Source organism: Paenibacillus sp. USHLN196, assembly GCF_037144955.1.
GTDB classification, from domain to species: domain Bacteria; phylum Bacillota; class Bacilli; order Paenibacillales; family Paenibacillaceae; genus Paenibacillus; species Paenibacillus xylanexedens_C.
Genome location: NZ_JBBCYH010000005.1, coordinates 255,214 through 280,036 on the forward strand (window position 1 = coordinate 255,214; position 24,823 = coordinate 280,036).

The following is a 24,823-nucleotide window of genomic DNA, read 5'->3' on the forward strand; positions in this document are numbered from 1 at the left end:
TTTATTTTAGTACCAGCGCATTCAGACGGCTTCAAGAATGTATGAAATGGATTCAACCTGTTATATAAATTCACTGAACATATTCTTCAGCCGTTCGAACAGACCAGGTTTTTGCTCCGATTCCTGTGCCGCATTCGGCTTCGGACGGTTGGTCGGTTTCTTGTTGTTGTTATTATTATTGTTATTTCCACCGCCGTTGTTGATCGAGGGACGAATACGCAAACTGCGAATTACACTGTGCAATATGCCGACTCCGCTTGTATAACCAGGGTCACGCACACCAATATAATCCGGAACTGCAACTCGTACCGAAGCAGCAAGCTCATGCTGAGCGACCTGCAGAACCCCCGGCATAGAGACCGTACCTCCCGTTAGTATATAACCTCCAGGAAGCTCGTTGTAACCAAGGCGCTTCACTTCTTGAGATATCATCTGGAATATTTCCTGAACCCTAGGTTCAATAATAGCCGCCAGATCCTCCTGTGAGAATTCCTTGTCTACATTACTTCCGATTCGAGTTACCTTGAACATCACATCGGCAGCAGCATCATCCAACCAGGCACAGCCGTATTTCAGTTTAACCTTCTCCGCCTGATCCGTTAACGTGCGTAAGCCGTAGGCGATATCATTCGTTACAAACTCCCCGCCAATTGGCAACGTTGATGTTGCGACAAGACTGTCTTCTTCAAAAATGGCGATAGTTGTTGCACCTGCTCCAATATCCACAAGTACTGAACCCATCGTTTTTTCATCTTTGGACAAAGCCAGTTGACCCGCTCCAAGCGACATGAGAACCAGATCGCTTACTTTCAGACCCGCTTTTTCCACGCAGCGCAAAAGATTATGTATCGCGGTTTTTGCACCCGTAATGATTGTCGCTTCAACTTCCAGACGAACACCAATCATACCACGGGGGTCCTGTATGCCCTCCAAGCCATCTACAACATATTGCTTGGCGACAACATCAATAATTTCCCGTTCCGGCGGAACTGCAATCACTTCGGCTGCTTTCAACACCCGCTCCATGTCTTCTTCTCCGATTTCACGATCCTCGTTAGACACAGCCACGACGCCGTGACTGCTCATCAGTCCGATATGATTTCCCGAGATTCCAACATACACTTCGGATATTTGAATACCTACCATACGTTCTGCATGATCCACTGCGTTGCGAATCGACTGCACCGTCTGATCGATATCTACGATTACACCTTTGCGAATTCCCTCCGAGTCGGCAGATCCAACTCCTATAATATTAAAGGTTCCATTATTCATTTCCCCAATAATAGCGCGAATTTTGGATGTACCGATGTCCAAACTAACAATGATGTCATTGTTGCTCAAGTCTGTGGCACCTCCTGACTCCAATAGTAAAATACGTTCGGGTTTAAACACTCTTAAAACATATTCAACACACTTCAGGCTTTCCCTCTTTTTTCTACAATGTTTTTGGGTGTCAAAATCTGGTTGCGAGACATAAAACCTTGAAGAAAAAAGAAGGAGGCAACTCATGTGCCATAAGTTCAAGTGTATCATTTTTTCTTCATCTCAGAAAGAACAAGTTTCATTGCTCTGACCGGGCCAAACCCCGACCTGCCTAGGCTTTCATAATCAATTCGGCCTCATGATGGCAAAGATCAGGGGGTTGCTCCCAGTTCAGCATCATCTTCCGGGTCATCCGGGATGAAAGGCACATAGGTATCTGCCTCAAGCATAGTGATTTTTCCAGGCCGTTCGGTCTCGATCACCTGATTCAGATACTCCACTTTATCGGATAAAAGAGAGACGGTTGTAATCACTTCAAACTGTGATTTGGTATACATCCGAATCTGGTCCGGAAATGAAGGCGTAGGATTCGGGATAATCTCCGAAATATCCGTCGTCAATTCATTTGGAATTTTAGCCAGCGTCTCACTCAGTTTGGCCTTGAGCGGGTCATCAGCCTTCCATTGGGTCAATATTGGCTTCTCTACAGCAACACCGATCGTTGCCGGGACCGTCAAGCTTGTCCCACTGGCCAATATTGCTTTTAGCGTACCATCCGTACCAAGTTCATACGCCACCGTGGCATATTCCTGAACTTTAATATGAATAATGCCCGGAAATTGCTTGTCCACGGTAACGGTCGAAATCGCCTTGATTGTCTTAAGACGCTCAATAACCTCGGCAGAAGTTGTCCCAAAAAATTGATCGCCTTCTCTCAGACCGCTTTTTTCCAGCAGCTCTGGAGCCGCTGTATATACATTACCCGTAATTTCAATTGCCGAAATCCGACTCATGGAAGAACGAAAGAATAATACAGCGAGCAATACAATAAAAAGTAATAACAGAATAATTACAATTTTGCGGCTTGTGTTTCCTTTTGGCCGGTTCTTCTTCAAAACCGGAATTTGACTTTTAGGCATAAGTAGCGCTCCACAAAGCCTCAGGTCCCCTCCCTTCAAGAAGGGGACGCCAAGGACGTTAATTGGCAAAATCCAACTGTTTCGAAACGGGCGACTGTCGCTCAACCGATGCTCCAAGACTCTGGAATAACTTCTCGATCTGATCGTACCCCCGGTCAATATGATGCACTTGCTCCACAACCGTTTTGCCTTGAGCTGCCAGGCCTGCAATAACGAGAGCTGCACCTGCGCGAAGGTCGGTTGCTTCTACTGTAGCCCCGTAGAGACGGGGAACACCACGGATAAATGCTGCGTTCAGATCGACTGAAATATCAGCCCCCATCACATTTAGCTCATCCACATGTTTGAACCGACCCTCGAAAACCGTTTCCTTCATCACACTGAATCCGTCTGCCAGACTGAGCAGCACCATGATTTGCGATTGCAGATCTGTCGGAAACGAAGGATACGGAGAAGTCACAATACGGTCCACTGATTTTGGACGGCTCATACAGCTCACCGTCATTATATCATTGCAGACTGTGATTTGAACACCAGTGCGCTTCAACACATGTATAAGTGAAGTAAGATGAGCAGGATTGCAGTGTGTAAGCGTAACATTGCCTCGCGTTGCCGCAGCTGCAATCATCACGGTTCCAGCAACGATTCGATCCGGTATAATCTCATACGAACAAGGCTTCAGTTTCTCAACGCCATTAATCGTGATCGTATCCGTTCCCGCACCAATGATACTTGCACCCATAGCGTTAAGGAAATGCTGCAGATCCTGTATTTCAGGTTCTCTTGCCGCGTTGCAAATGGTTGTTGTTCCTTTAGCCATAACGGCTGCCATCATGATATTCTCGGTCGCTCCCACACTCGGGAAATCCAAATGAATATCTGTACCCACCAGATTCTTTCCATGACAGATAATCTGTTGGTCCTGCTCTTCAATCAAAGCTCCGAGCGCTTCCAGGCCCCGGAGGTGAAGATCAATTTTGCGTTCTCCAATGGCACAGCCCCCTGGCTGGTACACTGACACTTGCCCAAACTTAGCCAGCAATGGTCCCATCAAAAAAATGGAAGAGCGCATCTGCTTCATTAGATCTTCTGGCACATCATATGACCGGATAGACGAGGTATTAATCGTCACTGTTCCCTGTTCATGCCGACACGTGCATCCAAGCCGTTCCAGGATATACAGCATCACTTCAATGTCCAGCAAGTGTGGAACGTTATGCAGCGTAACTTCTCCATCTGCCAACAAACTTGCGGCCATAATCGGTAAAGCAGCATTTTTTGCTCCATGGATGCGTATGGATCCTGAGAGGGGTTTCCCGCCTTCAATCACCAATTTGTCCAATGTATCACCTCCGGGGTTTACCGCTCACCCACTACGAAGACTTCCGGTACCAGGTTAATACCGTTTTGAGATGATATAGTGCTCTGAATCTGCTGCATTAGGGTGATAACGTCCTCTGCTGTTGCTTGGCCTGTATTGACAATGAAATTGGCATGCATGGAGGATACCTGTGCGCCTCCCTGAGTCAATCCTTTCAGCCCTGCTGCTTCAATCAAGCGGGCTGCATGATCACCCGGGGGATTACGGAACACACTGCCTGCACATGCCATCTGCAGTGGCTGTGTGCGGCGTCGGCGATCTTTGTAAGCCGCCATGGCCTCCGAAATGACTTTGCGCTCTCCCTGCTGAAGTTCAAATGTAGCTTCCAGCACGATGCCTCTCCGGTCATGCAGAACAGAGTGGCGGTAGGCAAAATCCATGTCCTCCTTGCTGTAACGTACCAATTCCCCTGTCTCCAGTACAATCTCAGCGAATTTAAATATCCGTGACACATCCGATCCATGGGCACCTGCATTCATGTACACGGCTCCACCGACAGTGCCGGGGATACCGCTGCCGAATTCCAGACCGGTCCATTCCTTTTTGGCAGCAACCACACTGAGTTTAACAAAAGAATGCGCCGCTCCGGCGGTTACGCCGCCCTCGTGAAATTCGGCATAATCAAAGCCTGCGCCTGGTTTCACAACAACACCGCGTATTCCTTTGTCTGATACCAGCATGTTTGAACCCCGTCCCAGTTGCATCCACGGAATTTGAACCTTGTGAAGCCATTGAACGAGATTCATCATCTGCTCTTTATTCTCCGGAATGACCAGTGCATCCGCAGGACCGCCGATCTTCCATGTGGTGTATTTGGCTAGCGATTCGTTTTCAAGAACTCTGCCAACATTATTCTGGGATAGTAACGATATCCACTGGTGCATGTTTGCTTCCTCCTTTGCTTCAAAACCGATGAACACAATATGTTCTGTTGCTACAGACCGTGTTCTGGCGCCTTGGAACGATGATCACGATTTATACGGTATCTTATGTCAGCCCCGTCTTGTGTGTGACAATCGCCCACAAACTCACTTCACCGGCGTGTAGCAAGACGCTGAATTTCACTTACAAGCACTTCAGCTGCATCGGGTTTCCCCAGTTTACGGGAGGCTTCAGCCATTCGTTTGCGACCCAACTCATCATTCATAATGCCCGCGATGGCTTCGTACAGTACTTTGCCTGTAAGATCCTTCTCCAGCATCGTGAGTGACGCGCCTCCACCTTCAAGCGTGCGTGCATTGGCCTCCTGATGATTGTTGGTCACGTTGGGTGAAGGAATCAGGATAGAAGGAATACCCAGCGATGTAATCTCCGCAAGGAATGATGCCCCTGCGCGGTTTACAATCAAGGATGTGCAGGCAAGTACCTCAGGCATGTTATGTACATAAGGCAAAACATGCAGATGGTTTGGCATTGTCCCGAGTGAACTGCGAATGGCTTCACGCGTTTCATCAAAATAGGTATCCCCTGTCACGTAAACGACATGTACATCATCCAGTTGTTCCAGCATTGGAGCCATGTCCACCATGGCCTGATTGATCGCTTTTGCTCCGCGACTGCCACCAACGACAAGAACAACACGACTGTTCATCGGTACACCTAGCGTGGCAAAACCACGATCACGGCTAGCCTGAGCTACCGTAGTGGCTCGTGGATTACCGGTGTAGATCACCTTTTTTGCACCGGAAAATGATTTTTCAGAACCTTCAAAGCTAACTGCAACGGTGTCCACATAACGCATTAAAAATTTGTTAGTGAGACCAGGAATAGCGTTCTGTTCATGAATTATACTCGGAATCCCCAGTTTTGTTGCTGCATACACCACAGGCCCGCACACATATCCACCCGTACCGATCACAACATCCGGTTTGAATTCTTTCAACATTTTTTTGGATTTGCGTACACCCTGAATGAAACGCATGACCGTTTTCAGGTTGTCGATGGACAATTTACGCCGAAAACCAGTAATGTCAATGGATTTAAAAGGAATATTTTCCTGGGGAACCAGTTTGCTTTCCAGCCCTCTGGTTCCTCCAATATATAGAAATGTCGAGTCCGGGTTCTCCGCCTCGCATTGTCTTGCTATGGCAACGGCCGGATAGATATGTCCACCCGTACCGCCGCCGCTAAGAACGACTCGCATCGCATATTCACCTCGCATAACGGGATAAGTTCACTAAAATGCCCAGTGCTGTGAGCATGAGGGTTAATGATGATCCGCCGTAGCTGATCAGGGGTAAGGTAATGCCCGTCACAGGCATCATTCCAATAACAACACCAATGTTAATGATGACCTGTACGGCGACCATACCTATGATACCAACACCAAGCAAACTGCCAAAGGCATCCGGGACGGTCATTGCTACACGCATTCCTCTCCACACGAGCACCAGAAACAACAATAATACAATCATTCCACCAATAAAGCCGAGTTCTTCAGCCAAGATACTAAAAATAAAGTCCGTCTGCGGTTCGGGTACATAACTGTATTTCTGTCGGCTCATTCCTAGTCCAAGTCCCGCAAGTCCACCCGGACCAATCGCATATAACGATTGAATAATCTGATAACCGGCACCCAGCGGATCAGACCAAGGGTCCAAAAACGCTGTGATACGCTGCAATCGATAGGGAGCTGCGGCGATTAAGGCTGCAAACCCGGCTACGCCACCGAGAGCAAGTAAGGATAGATGTTTCATTCGTGCTCCGGCTGTGAAAATAATAAGCATGGATGCACCCATCATCACGGTGCCTGTCCCCAAATCAGGCTGCAGCATAATAATACCAAAAGCCAACCCGATCAATCCAAGCGGTGGCAGAAGTCCCGTTGTGAAAGTCTTGATTTTGCCAGGTTCCTTGCTCAACCAGTGAGCGAGAAAGAGAATCATGCCCAGCTTCATGAATTCTGAGGGCTGGATACCGAACGAACCTATGCCCAGCCAACTACGTGCGCCGCCACGAACTACACCGATTCCAGGAATAAGAACCGCAATAAGCATAATAAAACAGGCAATCAATATTGGCTTCGCATACTTCCTCCAGACCCGGTAATCTACATTAGCGGTCACGAACATGGCCACAAGCCCAAGCACTGCAAACAAAGCCTGTCTTTTTACAAAATAAAATGAATCGCCATAGTCATGAAAGGCAAGCACCGAGCCCGCACTATATACCATAATAATGCCGATGGCAAGCAATGCCAAAATACAAATCAGCAACCAAATATCTGGTGCCGGTCGCGTCTGTTTCATCAGGAGGCCACCCCTTGCATGGAAGTAGGGGCTTTTCCACCCCCCTACTTACAAGTTATGCGCCGCCTCTTTAAAAATGCGTCCCCGCTCCTCATAGGAAGCAAACATGTCCCAACTTGCACACGCCGGGGATAACAAAACGACATCACCGGCAGTGGCAAGCTTCGATGCTTCCTGCACAGCTACGGTTAACGTCCGGGCAGCGTCCTCCTCATTATCGACGACCTTAATTTGCTTTAATCCGGCAAGTTCCGCGACCTTGGCAATTTTTGTCCGTGTCTCACCAATTGCAACGACAGCTTTTACCCGTTCCTGGAACAAGGGTAACAACTCCATCATGTCTGATCCACGATCCAGCCCTCCGGCAATCAATACGACCGGTTCCTTGAACGAATTCAGGGCCATGACCGTAGCCTTCGAATTGGTTGCTTTGGAGTTGTTGTAGTATGCAGAGCCATTATGCTCCAGAACATATTCAAGTCGGTGTTCAACCGCCTTGAATTCTGCAAGCGGAGCAGCCAGTACTGCTGGATCAGCTCCTGCTGCTACGGCAATGGCCACAGCAGCCATTGCATTTTCCACATTAAATCGTCCAGCGATGCCAATGTTCTCGATGTCGATAATGATGTGGTGATTTCCGTTTTCATCCGCGTAGATAATCTGACGCTTCACATCATCCTCTTCTCCATCCACATAAGAAGGATCTGCGTACACACCTGTATCCAATTTCTCGGTCATGGAGAAAGGGAGCAATCTGCCCTTGATGTAAGGAACCAGACCACGACATACCGCATCATCCCAATTCAGGATAGCTACGTCGTCAGGTCGCTGATTGGCGAACAATTTGGCTTTGGAAGCCACATAATCATCCATGTCCCCGTGATAGTCCAGATGCGTCTCTGCAACGTTAAGCAGGCTCGCAATACGCGGACGGAAATCAGCCGTTCCTTTGAGCTGGAAACTGCTAAGCTCGACAACCATCCAGTTATCCGGAGAAGCCTGCTCTGCCGCTTCACAGAGAGGTGTTCCGATATTACCGGCAACGATCGGCTTGAGGCCGGCATGTTCCAACATTTGCCCCACCCAAGTCGTCGTTGTTGTCTTGCCATTGGAACCTGTAATACCGATCATGGGTGCAGCACATAGATGATACGCGACCTCCACCTCGGTCACCACTTCAATGCCCAATGCAAGAGCTTGCTGCACTGGAGCAGCATGATACGGGATACCCGGGTTTTTGACAACCAGCTTCACATCACTGTGAATCAGATCATCCGGATGTCCACCGCATACAACAGAAATTCCCAAAGCCTCCAATTCGGAAGCTTCGGGACACTGATCTCTCTCTTTTTTATCGTTCACTGTAACCTTTGCTCCGGCACGATCCAGCACTTTGGCGACTTGGACGCCGCTTTTGGCCAATCCCAGAACGACTACTTGTTGTCCGCGATATGATTCAGGATGGTTCATGATTTACAACCCCTTGTTGAGATAAAGTCCAAGAGCGGCCAAAATTGCGCCTACCGCCCAGAAGGTAATGACAACACGCCATTCAGACCAACCACTTAATTCAAAGTGATGATGAATGGGGCTCATTTTGAATACACGTTTGCCACGAGTCTTGAAGGATACCACTTGAATAATAACCGACAGGATTTCGATGACAAAAATACCGCCAATGATGACAAATAGAAGCTCTGTTTTCGTTACGATGGCCACTGCACCAATCGCGCCGCCAATCCCCAGAGAACCTGTGTCTCCCATAAACACTTTGGCCGGATGTGCGTTATATACCAGAAAACCAAGCACGGCTCCGATCATCGCTGCTGCACACACGGCTGCCGGCATCGACGTAGCTTGCATCGCCACAATGGCAAACGCCCCAAAGGCTATCGCACTTACCCCGGACAGCAAACCATCCAGACCATCCGTAAAGTTAACCGCATTGGTAATGGCAAGCATCATGAATACGACAAACGGATAATAGAACCATCCGGTCCAGTCAAACGAGAATGACGTACCCGGAATAGAAATTGCTGTGCTGTGTCCATTCTGAATTAGCAAGAAACACATCACTGCACTGAAGAACAACTGCCCCAGCATTTTTTGTCTGGCCGTCAGTCCAAGCGAACGTTTGAACACAATTTTGATGTAGTCATCAAGGAAGCCTATAAGCCCGAATCCCAGCGTAGCCACAAGCAAGACATAAAAGTCTGTATTCTTGACTGCCGAAAATTTCAAAAAGGCCAATGTGAACGCGACTAAAATGACGACGCCACCCATTGTAGGTGTTCCGCTTTTTTTCAAATGGCTCTGAGGCCCATCTTCCCGAACCTGCTGTCCGAATTTCATTCGTCGTAACAGCGGAATCAGGAGCGGTGCGGCAATCACCGCCAGAATAAATGAAACGCCGATTGTTAACAGTAATACCTGAAAATCCATGGGTTCACCCCTCTAGTCTACTCGATTCTGTAATGGTGCTATTTGTAGTGCTTCGACCACGTCCTCCAGCTTCATGCCCCTTGAGGCTTTGAACAAGACAACGTCTCTTGGATGAAGTTTCTCCAGTAGATAACGGGTCATTTCTTGTTTATCTATAAAAGCATGCACAGCCTCTGCCGGCATATGCTTTCTTGCTCCTTCAGCAATCTTTGCTGATAGCGGACCATATACCAGCACCATGTCCATTTTGGCAGATGTAATATACTCACCGATTCCGAGATGCAGATCCTGCTCCTGAGGACCAAGTTCAAGCATATCACCAAGTACAGCCACTTTCATGCGGTATCCTTTCAGACCCTCTAATACATCAATGGCGGCCTTCATGGAAGTTGGACTTGCATTGTATGCGTCATTCAACATGGTCAGACCACTTACGCCTTGAGTAACCTCAATGCGCATGCCTGTCAGTTTCAAACGAGACAAACCCGCAGCAATCTGTTCTGTCGTCACTCCAAAATGACGGGCTACAGCGAGGGCAGCCAAGCAGTTAACGACATTATGGGTTCCTAACAGTGGAAGCGTAATTGCAAGGTCTCCAAACTGTTTGGTGGTGAAAACGACCCCATTCTGCGCATTCATAAGTCCAGTAGGATAATCATCATTGTCGGTTTGCAGACCGAATGTAAACCGCTGCAATCCCTCCGGTTGGATCGTTGCCGGCTCTTCAAGGACTTGAGCAATTAAAGGCTCGTCTCCGTTGTAGATCAGTAACCCGCCTGGCTTCAATCCCGCTGCAATCTCAGCTTTTGCTCTGGCAATCTCTAATCTGGACCCTAGCTGAAGCAGATGAGATTCACCAATATTCGTAATGATCGCTACATCAGGCTGAGCAATAACCGATAACTCGTTAATTTCTCCGCGGCCACTCATGCCCATCTCCAAAATAATAATTTCTGTATCCGGGTCCATGCTTAGTACAGTCAGTGGCAACCCAATATGATTGTTGAAGTTGCCTTGCGTCTTGTGCACTTTAAACGTAGTCGAGAGAATGGCATCCACGATGTCTTTCGTTGTTGTCTTGCCGTTGCTGCCTGTAATACCAACAACGGCAGCTTTATTCTCCGTTAGATAAGCAGATGCGAGTGCTTGCAGTGCGACAAGTGTGTCGTCAACAACAATGACAGCTCCTTGCGGCGGAATCCCATGATCCTTTTGCCAGATCGCCCCTGCGGCACCCTTCTCTAGACAGGCTTGCACAAATTCGTGTCCGTCAAACCTTTCACCCACTAGCGGGATAAACAAACTGCCTTCCAGGGGTTTACGCGAATCGGTAAACACCCCTTGGACCATTACATTGCCATGAGCAGCAACGTCACTTAATGTTCCTCCACACATCTCGGCCAATTGTGCCAATGTTCTTTTTATCAATTGGATTTGCCCCTTATCGCTTCTTTGGCTATGATCCGGTCATCAAAATCGGTTTTGGTTGTGCCGATAATCTGATAGGTCTCGTGACCCTTGCCCGCAATCAATACTACATCGGTCGGGCTTGCCATTTCAATAGCTTCATGAATCGCCTGGCGCCGATCCACAATCATCGTATAACGTTCAGCAGGAACAGATTCCTCAATCAGGCCCTGTTCAATGTCTTTGAGAATGAGATCCGGATCTTCTGTCCGTGGATTATCGGAAGTAACCAGTACAAAATCACTATACTTTGCAGCAATTTTCCCCATAAGAGGTCGTTTCGTACGGTCTCTGTCACCACCACAGCCAAACACGCAGATCACACGTCCTTCGGCAAATTCCTTCACCGTCCGCAGCACATTCTCCAGTCCATCCGGTGTATGGGCATAATCGACAATCACAGCAAATGGCTGTCCTTCGTCCACTCCTTCAACACGTCCATCCACGCCCGGAACCGTCTCCAGACTGCGCTTGATCTCTTCCAGCGGAATACCTTCCACCAGTGCTGCAGAGATCGCTGCCATTGCGTTGTACACATTGAATTTACCTACCATGCGCAAGCGAATATCCGTACTGCCTGCAAATGTATCCACGTGGAAAGAAGTTCCTTGTGAGGTGATCGAGATTTGGGATGCGCGTACATCCGCCTCTTCACCCATGCCATATGTAATCACTTCAGCCGCAGTCACAGAGATGAAATAAGCCGCCGCCGGATCATCTGCATTGATGACGGCGAATTTACGCTGTGAAGCGTCTTCCGTATATCCGTTACCCAATCGTGCAAAGAACAATCCTTTGGCTCCGCGATATTCTTCCATGGAGTGGTGATAGTCCAGATGATCCTGCGTCAGGTTAGTGAATACCGCTGTACGGAAATTCGTTCCCTTCACACGGCCTTGTTCCAGTGCGTGAGAAGAAACTTCCATTACACAGCAGTCAGTTCCCTTCTGAACCATATCATACAGACTGCGCTGGAGATCAAGTGCCTCTGGTGTTGTTCCTGACATCGGATAGGTACGACCGTCATAACGCATTTGAATGGTACCGATCAACCCTGTCTTACGTCCATAATCGCTCATGATTTTTTCAATCAGATACGTGGTCGTCGTTTTTCCGTTCGTTCCCGTTACACCAATCATATTCATCTTCTGGCTTGGCGAGTCAAAAAAGAAATCTGCCAGAACAGCCATCGCAAACCGGCTGTCCTTCACCAGCAATTGTGGTACAGGCAGATCCAGCTGCCGTTCAACAACCAATGCAACTGCACCAGCATTTACAGCTTTTTCTGCATAATCATGACCATCTACCGTATGTCCCGGAAGACAGATAAACAGATCACCCGGTTTTACCTGCCGGGAATCTGTCTGAAGGTTGTGACATTCTGTATTCGATTCGCCCACAATACGGGCGGTGGTCAGCATCGATGCGAATTGTTTTAAAAGCACATGAATAACCTCACTTTTCCAATTATACTTCTGTTTTAGCTTGTGTCTGTATTGATTAATATCGTCAATACAGACACATAATGAAACGCGCCTGGATGAATTTTGTTGCGCCTGAAGTTGAAACGGCTCCTTCCGTTATTCATCCTTCGTGTGATCATGCGCATCATTCAGTACATCCCCCATGTAAATGCGGATGGTTGAACCCTGATCTACCCGTGCCCCAGGCTTAGGCGCCTGATTAATCACATATTTACCACTGCCGGACTTCGCCAACATAAAATTCATGTTCAGGTCTTCGTATAGATCTTCAACAGTAGCACCTGTCAGATCTGGAACCGTCACGATTTTGGTCTCGCCGTACTTGTATTCTTTGGCGACCTGATCCTTCCGAACAGGGACGTTCATGTAATGCAGTGCATCCTCAAGGATGTTCTGTACAATCGGGGCGGCAACCACACCTCCGAATTGAATACCTTTGGGATTATCCACTGCGGTATAGACCACAATCTGTGGGTCATCTGCAGGAGCAAAACCGATAAAGGATACAATATGCTCCGTCGAGGAATAACGTCCGTTGATAACCTTCTGGGCTGTACCTGTTTTACCACCGACCCGGTATCCATCAATAAATGCCGGACGCCCGGTACCTTTGGCGACAACACTCTCGAGTGCTTCACGTACTTGCTTGGACGTATTCTCCGAAATCACTTGGCGAACGAGCTCCGGCTTGGCTTCTTCCATCACTTCTCCCGTTACCGGATGGACCCAGGCTTTCGTAACATAGGGCTTGTAAAGTTTACCCCCATTGATGGCCGCTGACACCGCTGCTACTTGCTGAATAGGCGTTACAGATACACCTTGACCGAAAGCAGTCGTTGCAAGCTCGACCGGTCCTACTCTGGACAGTTTGAACAGAATTCCACTGGCTTCTCCGCTGAGGTCAATCCCTGTTTTGGTGCCGAAGCCAAAGTCTTTAATATAGGAGAAGAGTGATTCTTTTCCAAGTCTCTGCCCCAGAGCCACGAATCCCGGGTTACATGAGTTCTCCACAACTTGCAGGAAGGTCTGACTTCCGTGACCGCCCTTTTTCCAGCAACGCAGACGAGCTCCCCCCACCTCAACATATCCTGGATCAAAAAACTGATCTTGCTGCAAATTAACCTTTTTCTCTTCAAGCGCCGCTGCCAGAGTAATGATCTTAAACGTGGAGCCCGGCTCGTATGTCATCCAGATCGGTAGATTCCGGTTGTATATCTCTGCGGGATATTGTTGATAATCGGCAGGTTCGTATCCCGGCCTGCTGGACATCCCCAAAATTTCACCTGTTTTGGGGTTCATGGCTATGGCCAGTGCTGAGTTCGCCTGAAATTTCACCATGGCCTGATCCAGTTCTCTCTCCATGATGGACTGTATGGATTTATCAATGGTCAGCTTGAGGTTAAGGCCGTCCTTCGGTTCCACATACTTCTCGGATGAGCCCGGCATTAGCCTTCCGGCCGCATCGGACAAGTAGGACACACTGCCATTTAAACCATTCAGCTTGTCATCATATTTCTTCTCGACGCCCGTTAAGCCCTGATTATCGATGCCCGTAAAACCAAGTATATGAGCAGCCAGATCATCATAAGGATAAAAACGTTTATTGTCCTCAGCAACAACGATACCCGGAAGCTTCAAATCACGGATGCGCTGAGCTTTCTCCATCGTAATTTTGCGGCCACCGGGTTGTAGTCTTACAATCAATTCTCGTTTTTTAATGGTTGCCAGCACTTTCTCTTCTGTCATCCCGAGCAATGGAGCCAGCGCTCTGGCTGTCGTTTCAGCTTCCTTGACTTGTGCCGGAATGGCCATAATGGTCGGTGTTGTGACATTATAGGCCAGAGAGGTTCCATTACGATCCAGAATCTCCCCTCGCTTAGCAGAGTAAGGAATATTGCGCCGCCAGGATTCTTCTGCTTTTGCTGACAATTCAGGGCCTTTCCCGAGTTGTACATAAGCAAGCCTGATCACCAGGGCCGAAAATAACAGAACTAAAATCATTAAACTCCATAGCAGCCTGCGCCGCAGATTTACGCTTGTTCCCTTCACGAAAAGATCCCCCCACTCGTCCCAAAATCATGACATTCGTTCCATTCATGAATATTCAGGACAACCGGGGGTTAGAACAAGCTGTCAGAGCTCCTATGGAAGAGAAGCCCCGTTTGTTGCTGGATCGCTAGAGGATTCGGAGTCAGTAGTAGAAGCATTGTTGTTATCTGTTTCTTCTGTTACATCGCTTTTACCTTCTCCGCCCGACGCCTCTTGTTCCTTCACTTCGGCTTCTGACGACGGATCAGAAGAAACTGGAGCCTCATCCGCTATGCCAGTCACTGCGGCTTTGGCAGTCTGCAAACTCAGCTGAACGGTTCTCTGCTCACCTGCGACCTGCTCCGTTTGCTTCACGACATAACCTTCCCCCTTGACGGTAACTCCAACTTTCATGAGAGAAAGCACTTCAAGAGCATCGCGGAGAGATTCACCTGTCAGGTCAGGAATCTTCATTTTGCTACTTTCTTCCGTTAGCAAGTAGATTCGTTGGCCTGGATTCATCGATGCGCCAGCCACCGGATACTGCCGAATTACATTATCACCTTGACCAAGAGTCACATATGCAATACCTGCGCCTAGAAGTTGGCTTCTGGCCTGTTTGGCTGTCTTGCCACTCAGGTCCGGTGCCTTAGCTTGCACGACAGGGGCTTCTTTTGACTTTTTGTCAGCAGTTTTGGCTGTATCCTTCGGAACTCCCATATATTGAAGAGTTTGGCTAACGATTTTTTTGAATACAGGGGCAGCTGCAGTTCCTCCCCCAATATTGGTACCGTCAGGTTGGTCAATGACAACTAGTATCGCAATCTTCGGATTATTCACGGGTGCAAATCCAATAAACGATACAACGTCTTTTGACTTGCTGTATGCCCCGTTAACTACCTTTCTTGCCGTACCTGTCTTACCAGCTACACGATAACCCTCGATATAAGCGTTGCGACCTGTACCAATCGTTTGGTCTGCAACCACTTGTTCCAGATAACCGCTCACCAGTTTGGAAGATTCCTTGGAGATTACCTGACGAACAACTTTAGGTTTGATCACTTCCGTTGTCCCATCATTCGGATTCTTGATCTCCTTCACCAGATGTGGCTCAAGCAACTTGCCGCCATTGGCAATCGCCGAAATCGCTGCGACCTGTTGAATTGGTGTTACCTGTACGAGACCATGACCATAGGCAGCAGTAGCAATCTCGGATTTGTACACCAGTGGCTTGATCGGTGAAGCTGCCTCACTCGGCAGATCAATACCTGTCTTTTTGCCAAAGCCGAATTCGTCTATGTAATGACGCAGACGCTCACCACCAAGCATGTTGTAACCCAGGTTAACAAAGGCAATGTTACTTGATCTTTTGACACCTTCGAGATAAGAGATCCAACCATAGGCATGTCCATTATCACTAATTGGGAAACCACCGATATACATACGCTTCGATTCAAAACTTGCATTGGGATCGAAGAGTTTTTCTTCCACAGCTCCTGCGAGCGTTACAATTTTGAATGTAGAACCCGGCTCATAGATCGATTGCGTCGCATGATTAATAAAGTTCTTTTGATCAGGCGTACTCGCATACGTATTCGGGTTAAAGGTTGGCCAGTTCGCCATCCCCAGAATCTCCATTGTGTTCGGATCAGCAGCAATAACCGTCATGCTCAGTGGATTATACTTGGCAACGGCTTCCTTCATGGCGTCCTCAATGTAAAACTGTATCGTATCGTCAACGGTCAACGTAAGGTTTTTCCCGTTCTGAGGCGGCAGATAGTTATCCTGTGAATCCGGAAGTTTAATGCCTTTGGCATCCTTCTGGTAATTCAGATATCCATCTGTGCCTGTCAGTGCTTCATCATATGAGACTTCAAGTCCATTGACAGCTTTCCCATCACGGCTCATATACCCCAAGAGGTGAGAAGCAAGTGTTTCTTCAGGGTAAAAACGCTTCGACTCTTGAGCCATCACAATTGCATTACGGGCCTTGTATTCATCTTGCAACTCTTCACGCAGCTCATTGACTTGTGCCGCAAGCTCAGGACTGATCTTATATCCTTCACTACGCACTTCACGTTGCTGATAAAATTCCCCATCTTTGTTTTTTGCTGTAACCAGAGCACGCATCTCACTCTCATTTTTACCTAGAAGATTAGAGAGCTTCTCCGTGACAACATCCTGTATCCCGAGTTCATCGATCAAGAGGGGATTAACAGAAACTGTGTATGCAGGCGCATCGGTTGCCAGGACGTTACCATTTCGATCCGTAATCGTCCCACGTGCTGCCTTAATCGTCTGTTCCCGCTCTACCAGACCCGCCGCCCGTTCCTGCCATACACTACCATTCACCACTTGGATGAAAAAGATTCGGGTTACGAGTACAAGAAAAAAGAGGGTAATACATCCCCCTATAAGCAACGTGCGCATCTTTATTCTTTTTATCATCGGAACACCTCTTTACTTACTGCTCGCTGTATTCGAGGACGATTCAGTACCTGTTGATTTAGTTGAACTTGTTGAGCGAGGTACAAAAATGACATCCTTGTCGGAAGCTTCAACGTAACCAAGTTGTTTTGCATTTTCAATAACCTGGTTGTTCAATGTTTCTTTTTCCACCTGCAGGTCTGCAATCGTCTTCTCGAACCCCTTAACTTCCAAAATCGTGGCCTGTGCCTGCTTGTTCAGATCATAGATATGAGCATAACGAGACATCAAGGCTCCTCCAACAAGAATCACTGCAACCAGGGTAATCAGATACAAAATCTTCTCGCGTGCCGGAAGACCCGTACGACGGGTCACCACTTTGGTGGTTTCTTTGTATCGTTGCTGGGTCACACGTTCCTGGGACGCTTTTTCTTTTACAGCGAGATTACCACGTGTATATGCCATACTCCGATTCTCTCCTCCACTCTTGATCTACAATTTCTCGGCTACGCGCAGTTTGGCTGAACGAGCACGTGAATTCTCGGCCAATTCCGTTTCCGTTGGAATCAGCGGTTTTCTGTTAACTAAACGCAGGGTACCCTTACCGCCGCATACACACAACGGAAAATCGGGTGGGCATGTACATTTCTCCAGATAACTGCTGAAAATCTGTTTACATATCCGATCCTCAAGGGAGTGGAAGGTAATAACAGATACACGTCCTCCTGGTGCTAGACAACGAACAGCCTGATGCAGGCCTTCCTCAAACGCGCCCAACTCATCGTTGACGGCAATCCGTAATGCCTGGAAGCTGCGTTTGGCAGGATGTCCACCGGTACGGCGGGCTGCCGCCGGAATGCCTTCCTTGATCAGTTCTACGAGTTCACCAGTGGTCTCAATGGTAGACTGAGCTCGTTTTGCAACGATTACACGGGCAATTCTTCTCGAAAACTTCTCTTCGCCATAGCGATAGAAAATCCGAGCAATCTCTTCTTCTGACCATTCGTTTACAATCTCTTTGGCTGTAAGCATTGCATCCTGGTCCATTCGCATATCAAGCGGAGCATCGTGATTGTAGCTGAATCCACGTTCTCCTTCATCGAATTGCGGAGACGACACACCCAAGTCATACAAAATACCATCGACCTGTGGTACACCATCCTTCATCGGTACATCCAGATCCTTGAGTACCTGTTCCAGATCTCGAAAATTGGTTTTCACCAATGTTACACGTTCTCCATAGGCAGCGAGCTTCTCGCGAGCATTATCCAAAGCCCAATCATCCTGATCAAGTGCGATCAGACGTCCCCCTGGACCGAGCTTGGAAGCAATCACGGAGCTATGTCCGCCACCGCCTAAAGTGCAGTCCACGTATATACCGTCCTGCTTGATGTTTAATCCCTCTGTTGCCTCTTCTTTGAGTACGGTTATGTGGTGAAACAACCTGCACCCCTCCTGACTTTATAAATCAAAATTAAAATCGACCAGCTTTTCGGCAATGTCGTTGAATGCTTCTTCGGATTGATTGAAATAACTCTCCCATATGCCTTTGCTCCAAATCTCCACCCGGTTCGACACACCAAGAACAACACAATCTTTGTCCAGCTTGGCATACTCTCTTAAATTGCCCGGCAGATTTACCCTGCCCTGTTTGTCCAGTTCACATTCGGTTGCACCCGAGAAAAAAAACCGGGTAAACGCACGTGCATCAGATTTCATCAATGGCAGTGCTTTGAGCTTCTGTTCCATGACCCCCCACTCCTCCATGGGGTACACGAAAAGACACTGGTCCAAACCCCGTGTGACAACGAAAGACGGTCCCAGAGATTCGCGGAATTTAGCCGGAATGATAACCCGACCCTTATCATCAATGCTATGTTGGAACTCCCCCATAAACATTGGCCCACTCACTCCTCACCCGATTCTCCCACTTTGCCCCACTTTCCACCACCTAAGCATAATAGATTCGCACAAAAAAATCAAAACCCTTCTTGCATTGCTTGATTATTTAATTTATAAGCATAAAAAAAACGTCTTTGATCCTGTCACTCAGGATCAAAAACGTTTACCGTAAACGGACAACCGTATGTCTACCCGCACATGAGCCATATCATCAATAAACCATTCTATACCCTTTGAATCAGTTCATCAGCTTGTAAATATTGGATCGAGCTTAAAACTTCCAGCTATCCAAGTATTTTTCCTGCTCAGCTGACAAGGAATCAATGCCAATATTCAGACTTTCAAGCTTATAACTGGCAACCTGTTGGTCGATATCATAAGGTACATTAACCACGTTCTTACCCAGTTCAGCATAATTTTCACTCACATAACGCAGACCAAGCGCCTGCAGAGCAAACGTCGTATCCATAATTTCGGCAGGGTGACCATCTGCTGCACCGAGGTTCACCAGACGCCCCTCTGCAAGAAGGTACATTTTACGACCATCTTTGAAACGATATTCCTCAATGTTGCGGCGAACTGTACGAATGGATTCCGAACGTTTAGCCAGTTCAGGTTTATTCACTTCAACATCAAAGTGACCGGCATTGCTCAAGATTGCTCCGTCCTTCATCACATCGTAGTGCTCACCTGTGATAACATCCTTATTGCCCGTTACTGCGATAAAGAAATCGCCCAATTTAGCCGCCTCAACCATCGTCATGACGCGGAATCCGTCCATATGTGCTTCTACCGCTTTGATTGGATCTATCTCGGTTACGATCACATTCGCTCCAAGACCTTTGGCGCGCATCGCTACACCTTTACCACACCAGCCATATCCGGCAACCACTACATTTTTCCCTGCTATCACCAGATTGGTTGTACGAATAATACCGTCAAATGCCGACTGTCCTGTGCCATAACGGTTATCAAACAGATATTTGCAGTAAGCGTCATTAACTGCTACCATCGGAAACTTCAATTGGCCCTCTTTCGCCAATGCTTTCAGACGAATAATGCCCGTTGTCGTTTCTTCTGCTCCACCGCGAATGGTCGCTGCAAGGTCAGGACGCTCGGATGCAATAATGGTCGCGAAATCTCCGCCATCATCAATAATGAGATCAGGTTTCACCTCAAGCGCACGAAGTTGCAGTGATTTGAATTCTGCAGGTTCCGGGTTGTACTTCGCATATACAGTTACGCCGTCCTCTACCAATGCTGCACAGACATCATCTTGTGTGGACAATGGGTTACTGTGCGTAATCGTCACTTCTGCTCCACCGGCTTGGATCACTTTTGCCAGGTAAGCTGTTTTTGCCTCCAGATGAAGACATATAGCAACCTTCAAACCTTTAAAAGGTAGATCCTGTTCAAACTGGCGACGTATACGGTTCAATACCGGCATATGTGCTTCTACCCAGTCAATTTTCAGATGACCCTCTGAAGCGAGTCCCATATCTTTAACAATACTGTTTTGCAATGCAGGTGTAGTCATTCCATGTCCTCCTCGTTTATGTGTTTCTTCTATTATAAAGGTCTCTACAGTGCAATAACCTTGTGCTCTCCACGGAATTCGCTTGAGGTCTTAATTAGTTCATCAATCCACTCGGTGCCATAACGATTCAGGTAAAAGAGTGCATTATGTACTCGTTCCTGCGGTTTGCCCGTTGGGAATAAGGAGTTTTGAATGCCGTTCCAGTGCCTTAGACTCACATTATGTTTATCTTCGATGGCTTTGTGAGTCTGCTGCTTCAGATAATGCATTTGCTCGGTGATTTTACTCAAATTGGTATCCCCAATTCGTTCCAACCCCGGATGAATCTCCGAGATTTCATCCAACAATGGACCATACAGATCAAGAAAGGCTTCCTGAACCTTAGCAAATTGTTCCTCCACCTGGAATGTCTCCTGCTGCGCAAGCCACTGCTCCTTCTTGTCTTCCATATGATACTGAACATCCTGAAAGGAAAGTCCATATTGTTTCATATGTTTGTGATGAACATCTTCCATAATGGTGAAGGACAACCGCGGCAACAAAATAGGCATTTGCAGCCCAAACTGACGGAATGCTTCGCGAGTCAAACCCCAATATGCAATTTCACCTTGCCCCAGAATAACAGCAGTTACAGGCAAAACGGAATCCTGCATCAATGGCCGGGTTAATACGTTGTTACTAAAGCGCTCAGGATGTTCCTCCAGCTCCTGGAGCAGACGCTCCTCTGTGAAAGAAACCAGACCTTTACGGTCAGTATACAAGCCATCCTTCAACGTCAAAAGCAACCGCGCGCCTTCATGGATATAGAACAGATTGGCTCCATCCTCCGCCACTTCGGCAGGCATAGCATAACCAGCTTGTTCTACCAACGAAGATCCTTGCATATAAGCGTTACGCAACACTTCATTACTACGGATCAGCCGTTCAAAAACAGGCTGTTCCAGTCTGCGCAAGTCTGGATCTGATGCATCCATTAGAACAAGTCCACTGCTGGCAAACAAAGCAGATATCATGCGGGCAAAGGCATCACTTAGATTCGAACTGGATTGATGAATTTCTGTGATGCATTTCATCAATCCTGGTTTATGTATCGTATCAGGTAACAGATGTTCCACCTGTTCGATTACATTCATCCATTGTTCCGTATCCACTTGAACATTACTCACAGAATCCCTTCCTGCGAATCGTCCTTGTAACTTAACTTTCTTCATGTCTCCCTGGCGATCAGGCAGATACGTATGGTTAACTTCGTCCCAGTCATGGTCTTCACCCGCGATCCAGAATACTGGAACTACCGGGCGTTGAAGCCTCTCTTCGGCTTCACGCGCAGCTGCCACTACGCTGGCGGCTTTGTATATGACAAACAGTGGTCCGGTGAGCAAACCACTTTGCTGTCCTCCTGTAACCACCAATGCACCTTGTTCTGCCAAACGTGTGATGGACGCATGAACCTCCCCATGGTCGTTCACCCGTTTATTATATATACGTAAATACTCTGCCAGATCACGACGATCAATACGTGTGTTTTCCGATTGGTCCAACCACTCGGCACGCGCCTGAAGTCCTGATTCCCAGCGAATGTCATACTCGTAAAGGCCACGCGCAGCATCTCTTGAACAGATATAATCTTCTGCAAGTTTAGATCCGCTGCGGAGTGCCTCGGTAATACCGTTCATGAGGTCTGCCTCCTATTCTGCTTCAAAGAGCCTTTCTTGATTGTACCGAATTCAGGGTCGCTTCGTCAAAAGAAAGTAATTAAAAAAACAAAAAAACCGCCGAACAAGTCGGCGGCAATTAATACATCAATAATAGCATATCACTTTAGAAATTCTATTATACGTAAGGTTCTGCAACCCAGTGACCTTTGGAAACCTCAATCAATTGAGCATTTTCCAGGTTGTACGGGTCATTAGCAGGACCGCCAGATCCATTCTGAATCGGGCTCATATGCTCATCCGGCAGCAAGATGCGACGCTTGTTCGCTTCCACTTCCGGATCAGGTACAGGGATCGCTGAAAGCAATGTTTTGGTGTAAGGGTGAACAGGGTTCGCATACAGTTCTTCACTTTCTGCGAGCTCAACCACTTTACCCATGTACATTACAGCTACACGGTCACTGATATGTTTAACCATCGACAAGTCATGCGCAATAAACAGGTATGTCAAGCCGAGACGTTGCTGAAGTTCTTCAAGCAATTTAACGACCTGCGCCTGAATGGATACATCCAGTGCAGACAATGGCTCATCACAGATGATGAATTTAGGGTCTACAGCAAGCGCACGCGCAATCCCGATCCGTTGTCTTTGACCACCGGAGAATTCATGTGGATAACGCAGTGCATGACTTGGGTTCAAACCTACCAGATCAAGCAGCTCCTCCACTCGTCTCTTACGCTCTTTAGAGCTGGAAGCCAGGCCATGAATATCCAGGGACTCCCCGATAATATCCATTACGTTGAAACGCGGGTTAAGGGATGCATATGGATCTTGGAAGATCATCTGCATATCTTTACGCATTTCTTTCATTTTGCGCGGGGACAACTTGTAGATATCCGTTCCGTTAAAGTTAACATTTCCACCAGTTGGCTCGTAAAGACGCAGAATAGTACGACCTGTTGTGGATTTACCACAGCCGGACTCGCCTACAACGCCAAGTGTTTCACCTTCAAAGATATCAAAGCTTACATCATTGACCGCTTTGAGAATGTTACCTTTACCCAAATTAAAGTACTGTTTCAAGTTTTTCACTTGTACCAGAGGCTTGTTGCTGCCTTTGATAATACCAGCCGGAGCTGGTTTTTCCTTTTTGGGCTCGTCCAGGCGAGGCAAAGCATTTAGCAATTTAATCGTATATGGATGTTGAGGGTTACTAAAGATTTCAGCAGTTGTTCCTGTTTCAACAACTTCGCCTTCTTTCATAACAACCACACGGTCACACATACCTGCTACGACACCAAGGTCATGCGTAATCAGCATGATCGATGTTCCAAGCTTTTGCTGCATGTCTTTCATTACATCCAGAATTTGAGCCTGGATTGTAACGTCAAGTGCAGTTGTCGGCTCATCTGCAATCAGAAGAGACGGACGACAAGCAAGCGCGATTGCAATCATGGCACGCTGACGCATACCACCAGAGAATTGGTGTGGGTAATGATTCATGCGGATAGCCGCATTTTTGATACCTACAAGTTCCAGCATTTCCAACGCAGCTTTATCCGCCGCTTGTTTGGACATGTTCTGGTGCTTGCGCAATACTTCGGTAATTTGTTTACCAATTTTAATGGTAGGATTCAAAGAAGTCATTGGATCTTGAAAGATCATACCGATATCTTTACCACGAATCGCTTCCATTTGTTTGTCCGTCTTATTCAGCAGGTCTTGCCCGTGAAAAGTAATTTCTCCGCTTTTGACCTTCGAAGGCGGGGAGGGAATCAATTTCATGATGGTTTGGGCGGTAACACTCTTACCACTACCAGATTCACCTACGATCCCCAGCGTCTCTCCTTTGCCAATTTCAAAACTCACATTTTTAACGGCATCAAATTCACCAGAGCGCGTTGAGAATGATACGCTCAAGTCCTTGACTGTTAAAATCGGCTCCATAATCCCACCTCCTATTTCTATTTACGTAATTTCGGATCGAGCGCGTCGCGCAAACCGTCACCGAGCAAGTTAAATGCAAGCATAGTCAGAACCATCAGACCTGCCGGGAACCACATCCGCCAAGGATACAGCGTCCAGCCTGTGAGTGCGTCATTGATCATGGATCCCAGGGATGATCTCGGTGCAGATACGCCAAGTCCGAGGAAGCTCAGAAACGCCTCAGCAAAAATCGCATTAGGAATTGACAATGTCAAAGTTACGATAATCGGGCCAATCGCATTTGGCAACAAGTGGCGGAACAATTGACGTCCTGTACTTGCACCCATGGAGCGGGCCGCGAGAATAAAATCTCTGTTTTTGAGTTGCATAATCTCACCACGTACAATCCACGACATACTGATCCAGCCTGTAATGGTGAGGGCAATGATGATGGTTGTCAGACTTGGTTCCAATACAACCAGCAACAAGATAACAACGAGCATGTAAGGCAGGGAGTACAGAATCTCAGAGAACTTGTTCATGATACCATCAACACGTCCGCCGTAGTAACCCATAATTGCACCATAGATTACACCAATAACAAGGTCAATCAGAGCTGCTGCCAAACCTACAGTAAGAGATACACGAGCACCAACCCATGTTCTTACCCAAACATCACGACCCAGGTCGTCTGTACCAAACCAGTGCTCGGCACTAGGTGCTGCGTTGGCATTCATCAAATCATTGGAATAATAATTATAACTTGTAAACAAAGAAGTTGGACCAATCAAAGCGAAAATCACGACAAGAACCAACACACTCAGACTGATCATTGCAGCCTTATTGGTTGCAAGTCTGTACATGGCATCTTTAAAAAGGGATACACTTTCTTGCGGTTTAACCGCTGCCTGACTAGTCAG

The 24,823-nt window shown here is 47.4% G+C and carries 19 protein-coding genes; all 19 read right to left on the reverse strand.

The window, feature by feature from the left end:
• Nucleotides 1–60 precede the first annotated feature (60 nt).
• Entirely contained in the window at nt 61–1,344 is a 1,284-nt protein-coding gene (gene ftsA / locus WFI24_RS14650) for a cell division protein FtsA (RefSeq protein ID WP_145323166.1), read from the reverse strand.
• 293 nt (nt 1,345–1,637) lie between these two features.
• Nucleotides 1,638–2,405 (reverse strand): cell division protein FtsQ/DivIB, encoded by a 768-nt coding sequence (locus WFI24_RS14655; RefSeq protein WP_336761870.1) that lies wholly within the window; start codon nt 2,403–2,405, stop codon nt 1,638–1,640.
• Nucleotides 2,406–2,463: 58 nt separating this feature from the next.
• On the reverse strand, nt 2,464–3,747 hold the full coding sequence (murA, locus tag WFI24_RS14660) for a UDP-N-acetylglucosamine 1-carboxyvinyltransferase (protein ID WP_145323170.1): 1,284 nt from the start codon (nt 3,745–3,747) through the stop codon (nt 2,464–2,466).
• 17 nt (nt 3,748–3,764) lie between these two features.
• Complete coding sequence (gene murB, locus WFI24_RS14665) at nt 3,765–4,670, reverse strand: UDP-N-acetylmuramate dehydrogenase (RefSeq protein WP_336761872.1); 906 nt, start codon at nt 4,668–4,670, stop codon at nt 3,765–3,767.
• 149 nt (nt 4,671–4,819) lie between these two features.
• A complete protein-coding gene (murG, locus tag WFI24_RS14670) occupies nt 4,820–5,929 on the reverse strand; it encodes an undecaprenyldiphospho-muramoylpentapeptide beta-N-acetylglucosaminyltransferase (RefSeq protein ID WP_336761873.1) in 1,110 nt (369 codons plus the stop codon).
• Nucleotides 5,930–5,936: 7 nt separating this feature from the next.
• The gene (gene spoVE / locus WFI24_RS14675) at nt 5,937–7,034 is read right to left on the reverse strand and encodes a stage V sporulation protein E (RefSeq protein ID WP_336761874.1); all 1,098 of its coding nucleotides are present in this window, start codon (nt 7,032–7,034) and stop codon (nt 5,937–5,939) included.
• Nucleotides 7,035–7,082: 48 nt separating this feature from the next.
• Nucleotides 7,083–8,504 (reverse strand): UDP-N-acetylmuramoyl-L-alanine--D-glutamate ligase, encoded by a 1,422-nt coding sequence (gene murD, locus WFI24_RS14680; RefSeq protein ID WP_336761876.1) that lies wholly within the window; start codon nt 8,502–8,504, stop codon nt 7,083–7,085.
• A 3-nt stretch (nt 8,505–8,507) separates the two neighbouring features.
• A complete protein-coding gene (gene mraY / locus WFI24_RS14685; RefSeq protein ID WP_047843751.1) occupies nt 8,508–9,476 on the reverse strand; it encodes a phospho-N-acetylmuramoyl-pentapeptide-transferase in 969 nt (322 codons plus the stop codon).
• Between the two features lie 12 nt (nt 9,477–9,488).
• A complete protein-coding gene (locus WFI24_RS14690) occupies nt 9,489–10,901 on the reverse strand; it encodes a UDP-N-acetylmuramoyl-tripeptide--D-alanyl-D-alanine ligase (RefSeq protein ID WP_336762249.1) in 1,413 nt (470 codons plus the stop codon).
• Nucleotides 10,901–12,388, reverse strand: a complete 1,488-nt coding sequence (locus WFI24_RS14695; RefSeq protein WP_336761879.1) for a UDP-N-acetylmuramoyl-L-alanyl-D-glutamate--2,6-diaminopimelate ligase — start codon at nt 12,386–12,388, stop codon at nt 10,901–10,903. Before WFI24_RS14695 ends, WFI24_RS14690 begins: the two co-directional genes overlap by 1 nt.
• Before the next feature lie 135 nt (nt 12,389–12,523).
• A complete protein-coding gene (locus WFI24_RS14700; RefSeq protein WP_440131295.1) occupies nt 12,524–14,428 on the reverse strand; it encodes a stage V sporulation protein D in 1,905 nt (634 codons plus the stop codon).
• Between the two features lie 141 nt (nt 14,429–14,569).
• Nucleotides 14,570–16,903 carry a penicillin-binding transpeptidase domain-containing protein gene (locus WFI24_RS14705; protein ID WP_336761881.1) on the reverse strand — a complete coding sequence of 778 codons (2,334 nt, stop codon included), beginning with the start codon at nt 16,901–16,903 and terminating at the stop codon, nt 14,570–14,572.
• 12 nt (nt 16,904–16,915) lie between these two features.
• Entirely contained in the window at nt 16,916–17,347 is a 432-nt protein-coding gene (locus WFI24_RS14710) for a hypothetical protein (RefSeq protein ID WP_336761883.1), read from the reverse strand.
• Between the two features lie 27 nt (nt 17,348–17,374).
• A complete protein-coding gene (gene rsmH, locus WFI24_RS14715) occupies nt 17,375–18,325 on the reverse strand; it encodes a 16S rRNA (cytosine(1402)-N(4))-methyltransferase RsmH (protein WP_336761885.1) in 951 nt (316 codons plus the stop codon).
• 18 nt (nt 18,326–18,343) lie between these two features.
• The gene (mraZ, locus tag WFI24_RS14720) at nt 18,344–18,781 is read right to left on the reverse strand and encodes a division/cell wall cluster transcriptional repressor MraZ (RefSeq protein ID WP_017687291.1); all 438 of its coding nucleotides are present in this window, start codon (nt 18,779–18,781) and stop codon (nt 18,344–18,346) included.
• Nucleotides 18,782–19,055: 274 nt separating this feature from the next.
• Entirely contained in the window at nt 19,056–20,321 is a 1,266-nt protein-coding gene (locus WFI24_RS14725; protein WP_145323188.1) for an adenosylhomocysteinase, read from the reverse strand.
• Nucleotides 20,322–20,365: 44 nt separating this feature from the next.
• A complete protein-coding gene (gene bshC / locus WFI24_RS14730) occupies nt 20,366–21,997 on the reverse strand; it encodes a bacillithiol biosynthesis cysteine-adding enzyme BshC (RefSeq protein ID WP_336761888.1) in 1,632 nt (543 codons plus the stop codon).
• Between the two features lie 157 nt (nt 21,998–22,154).
• Nucleotides 22,155–23,924, reverse strand: coding sequence for an ABC transporter ATP-binding protein (locus WFI24_RS14735; protein ID WP_336761889.1), 1,770 nt, complete (start codon nt 23,922–23,924; stop codon nt 22,155–22,157).
• Between the two features lie 17 nt (nt 23,925–23,941).
• Nucleotides 23,942–24,823 (reverse strand): ABC transporter permease, encoded by an 882-nt coding sequence (locus WFI24_RS14740; RefSeq protein ID WP_405173030.1) that lies wholly within the window; start codon nt 24,821–24,823, stop codon nt 23,942–23,944.

Coding starts and splice junctions, on each gene's coding strand:
- WFI24_RS14655 (WP_336761870.1), bottom strand. CDS start 2,405: ATGCCTAAAAGTCAAATTCCGGTTTTGAAGAAGAACCGGCCAAAAGGA.
- murB (WP_336761872.1), bottom strand. CDS start 4,670: ATGCACCAGTGGATATCGTTACTATCCCAGAATAATGTTGGCAGAGTT.
- murG (WP_336761873.1), bottom strand. CDS start 5,929: ATGCGAGTCGTTCTTAGCGGCGGCGGTACGGGTGGACATATCTATCCG.
- spoVE (WP_336761874.1), bottom strand. CDS start 7,034: ATGAAACAGACGCGACCGGCACCAGATATTTGGTTGCTGATTTGTATT.
- murD (WP_336761876.1), bottom strand. CDS start 8,504: ATGAACCATCCTGAATCATATCGCGGACAACAAGTAGTCGTTCTGGGA.
- mraY (WP_047843751.1), bottom strand. CDS start 9,476: ATGGATTTTCAGGTATTACTGTTAACAATCGGCGTTTCATTTATTCTG.
- WFI24_RS14700 (WP_440131295.1), bottom strand. CDS start 14,428: ATGATTTTAGTTCTGTTATTTTCGGCCCTGGTGATCAGGCTTGCTTAT.
- WFI24_RS14705 (WP_336761881.1), bottom strand. CDS start 16,903: ATGATAAAAAGAATAAAGATGCGCACGTTGCTTATAGGGGGATGTATT.
- WFI24_RS14710 (WP_336761883.1), bottom strand. CDS start 17,347: ATGGCATATACACGTGGTAATCTCGCTGTAAAAGAAAAAGCGTCCCAG.
- mraZ (WP_017687291.1), bottom strand. CDS start 18,781: ATGTTTATGGGGGAGTTCCAACATAGCATTGATGATAAGGGTCGGGTT.
- WFI24_RS14725 (WP_145323188.1), bottom strand. CDS start 20,321: ATGACTACACCTGCATTGCAAAACAGTATTGTTAAAGATATGGGACTC.
- bshC (WP_336761888.1), bottom strand. CDS start 21,997: ATGAACGGTATTACCGAGGCACTCCGCAGCGGATCTAAACTTGCAGAA.
- WFI24_RS14735 (WP_336761889.1), bottom strand. CDS start 23,924: ATGGAGCCGATTTTAACAGTCAAGGACTTGAGCGTATCATTCTCAACG.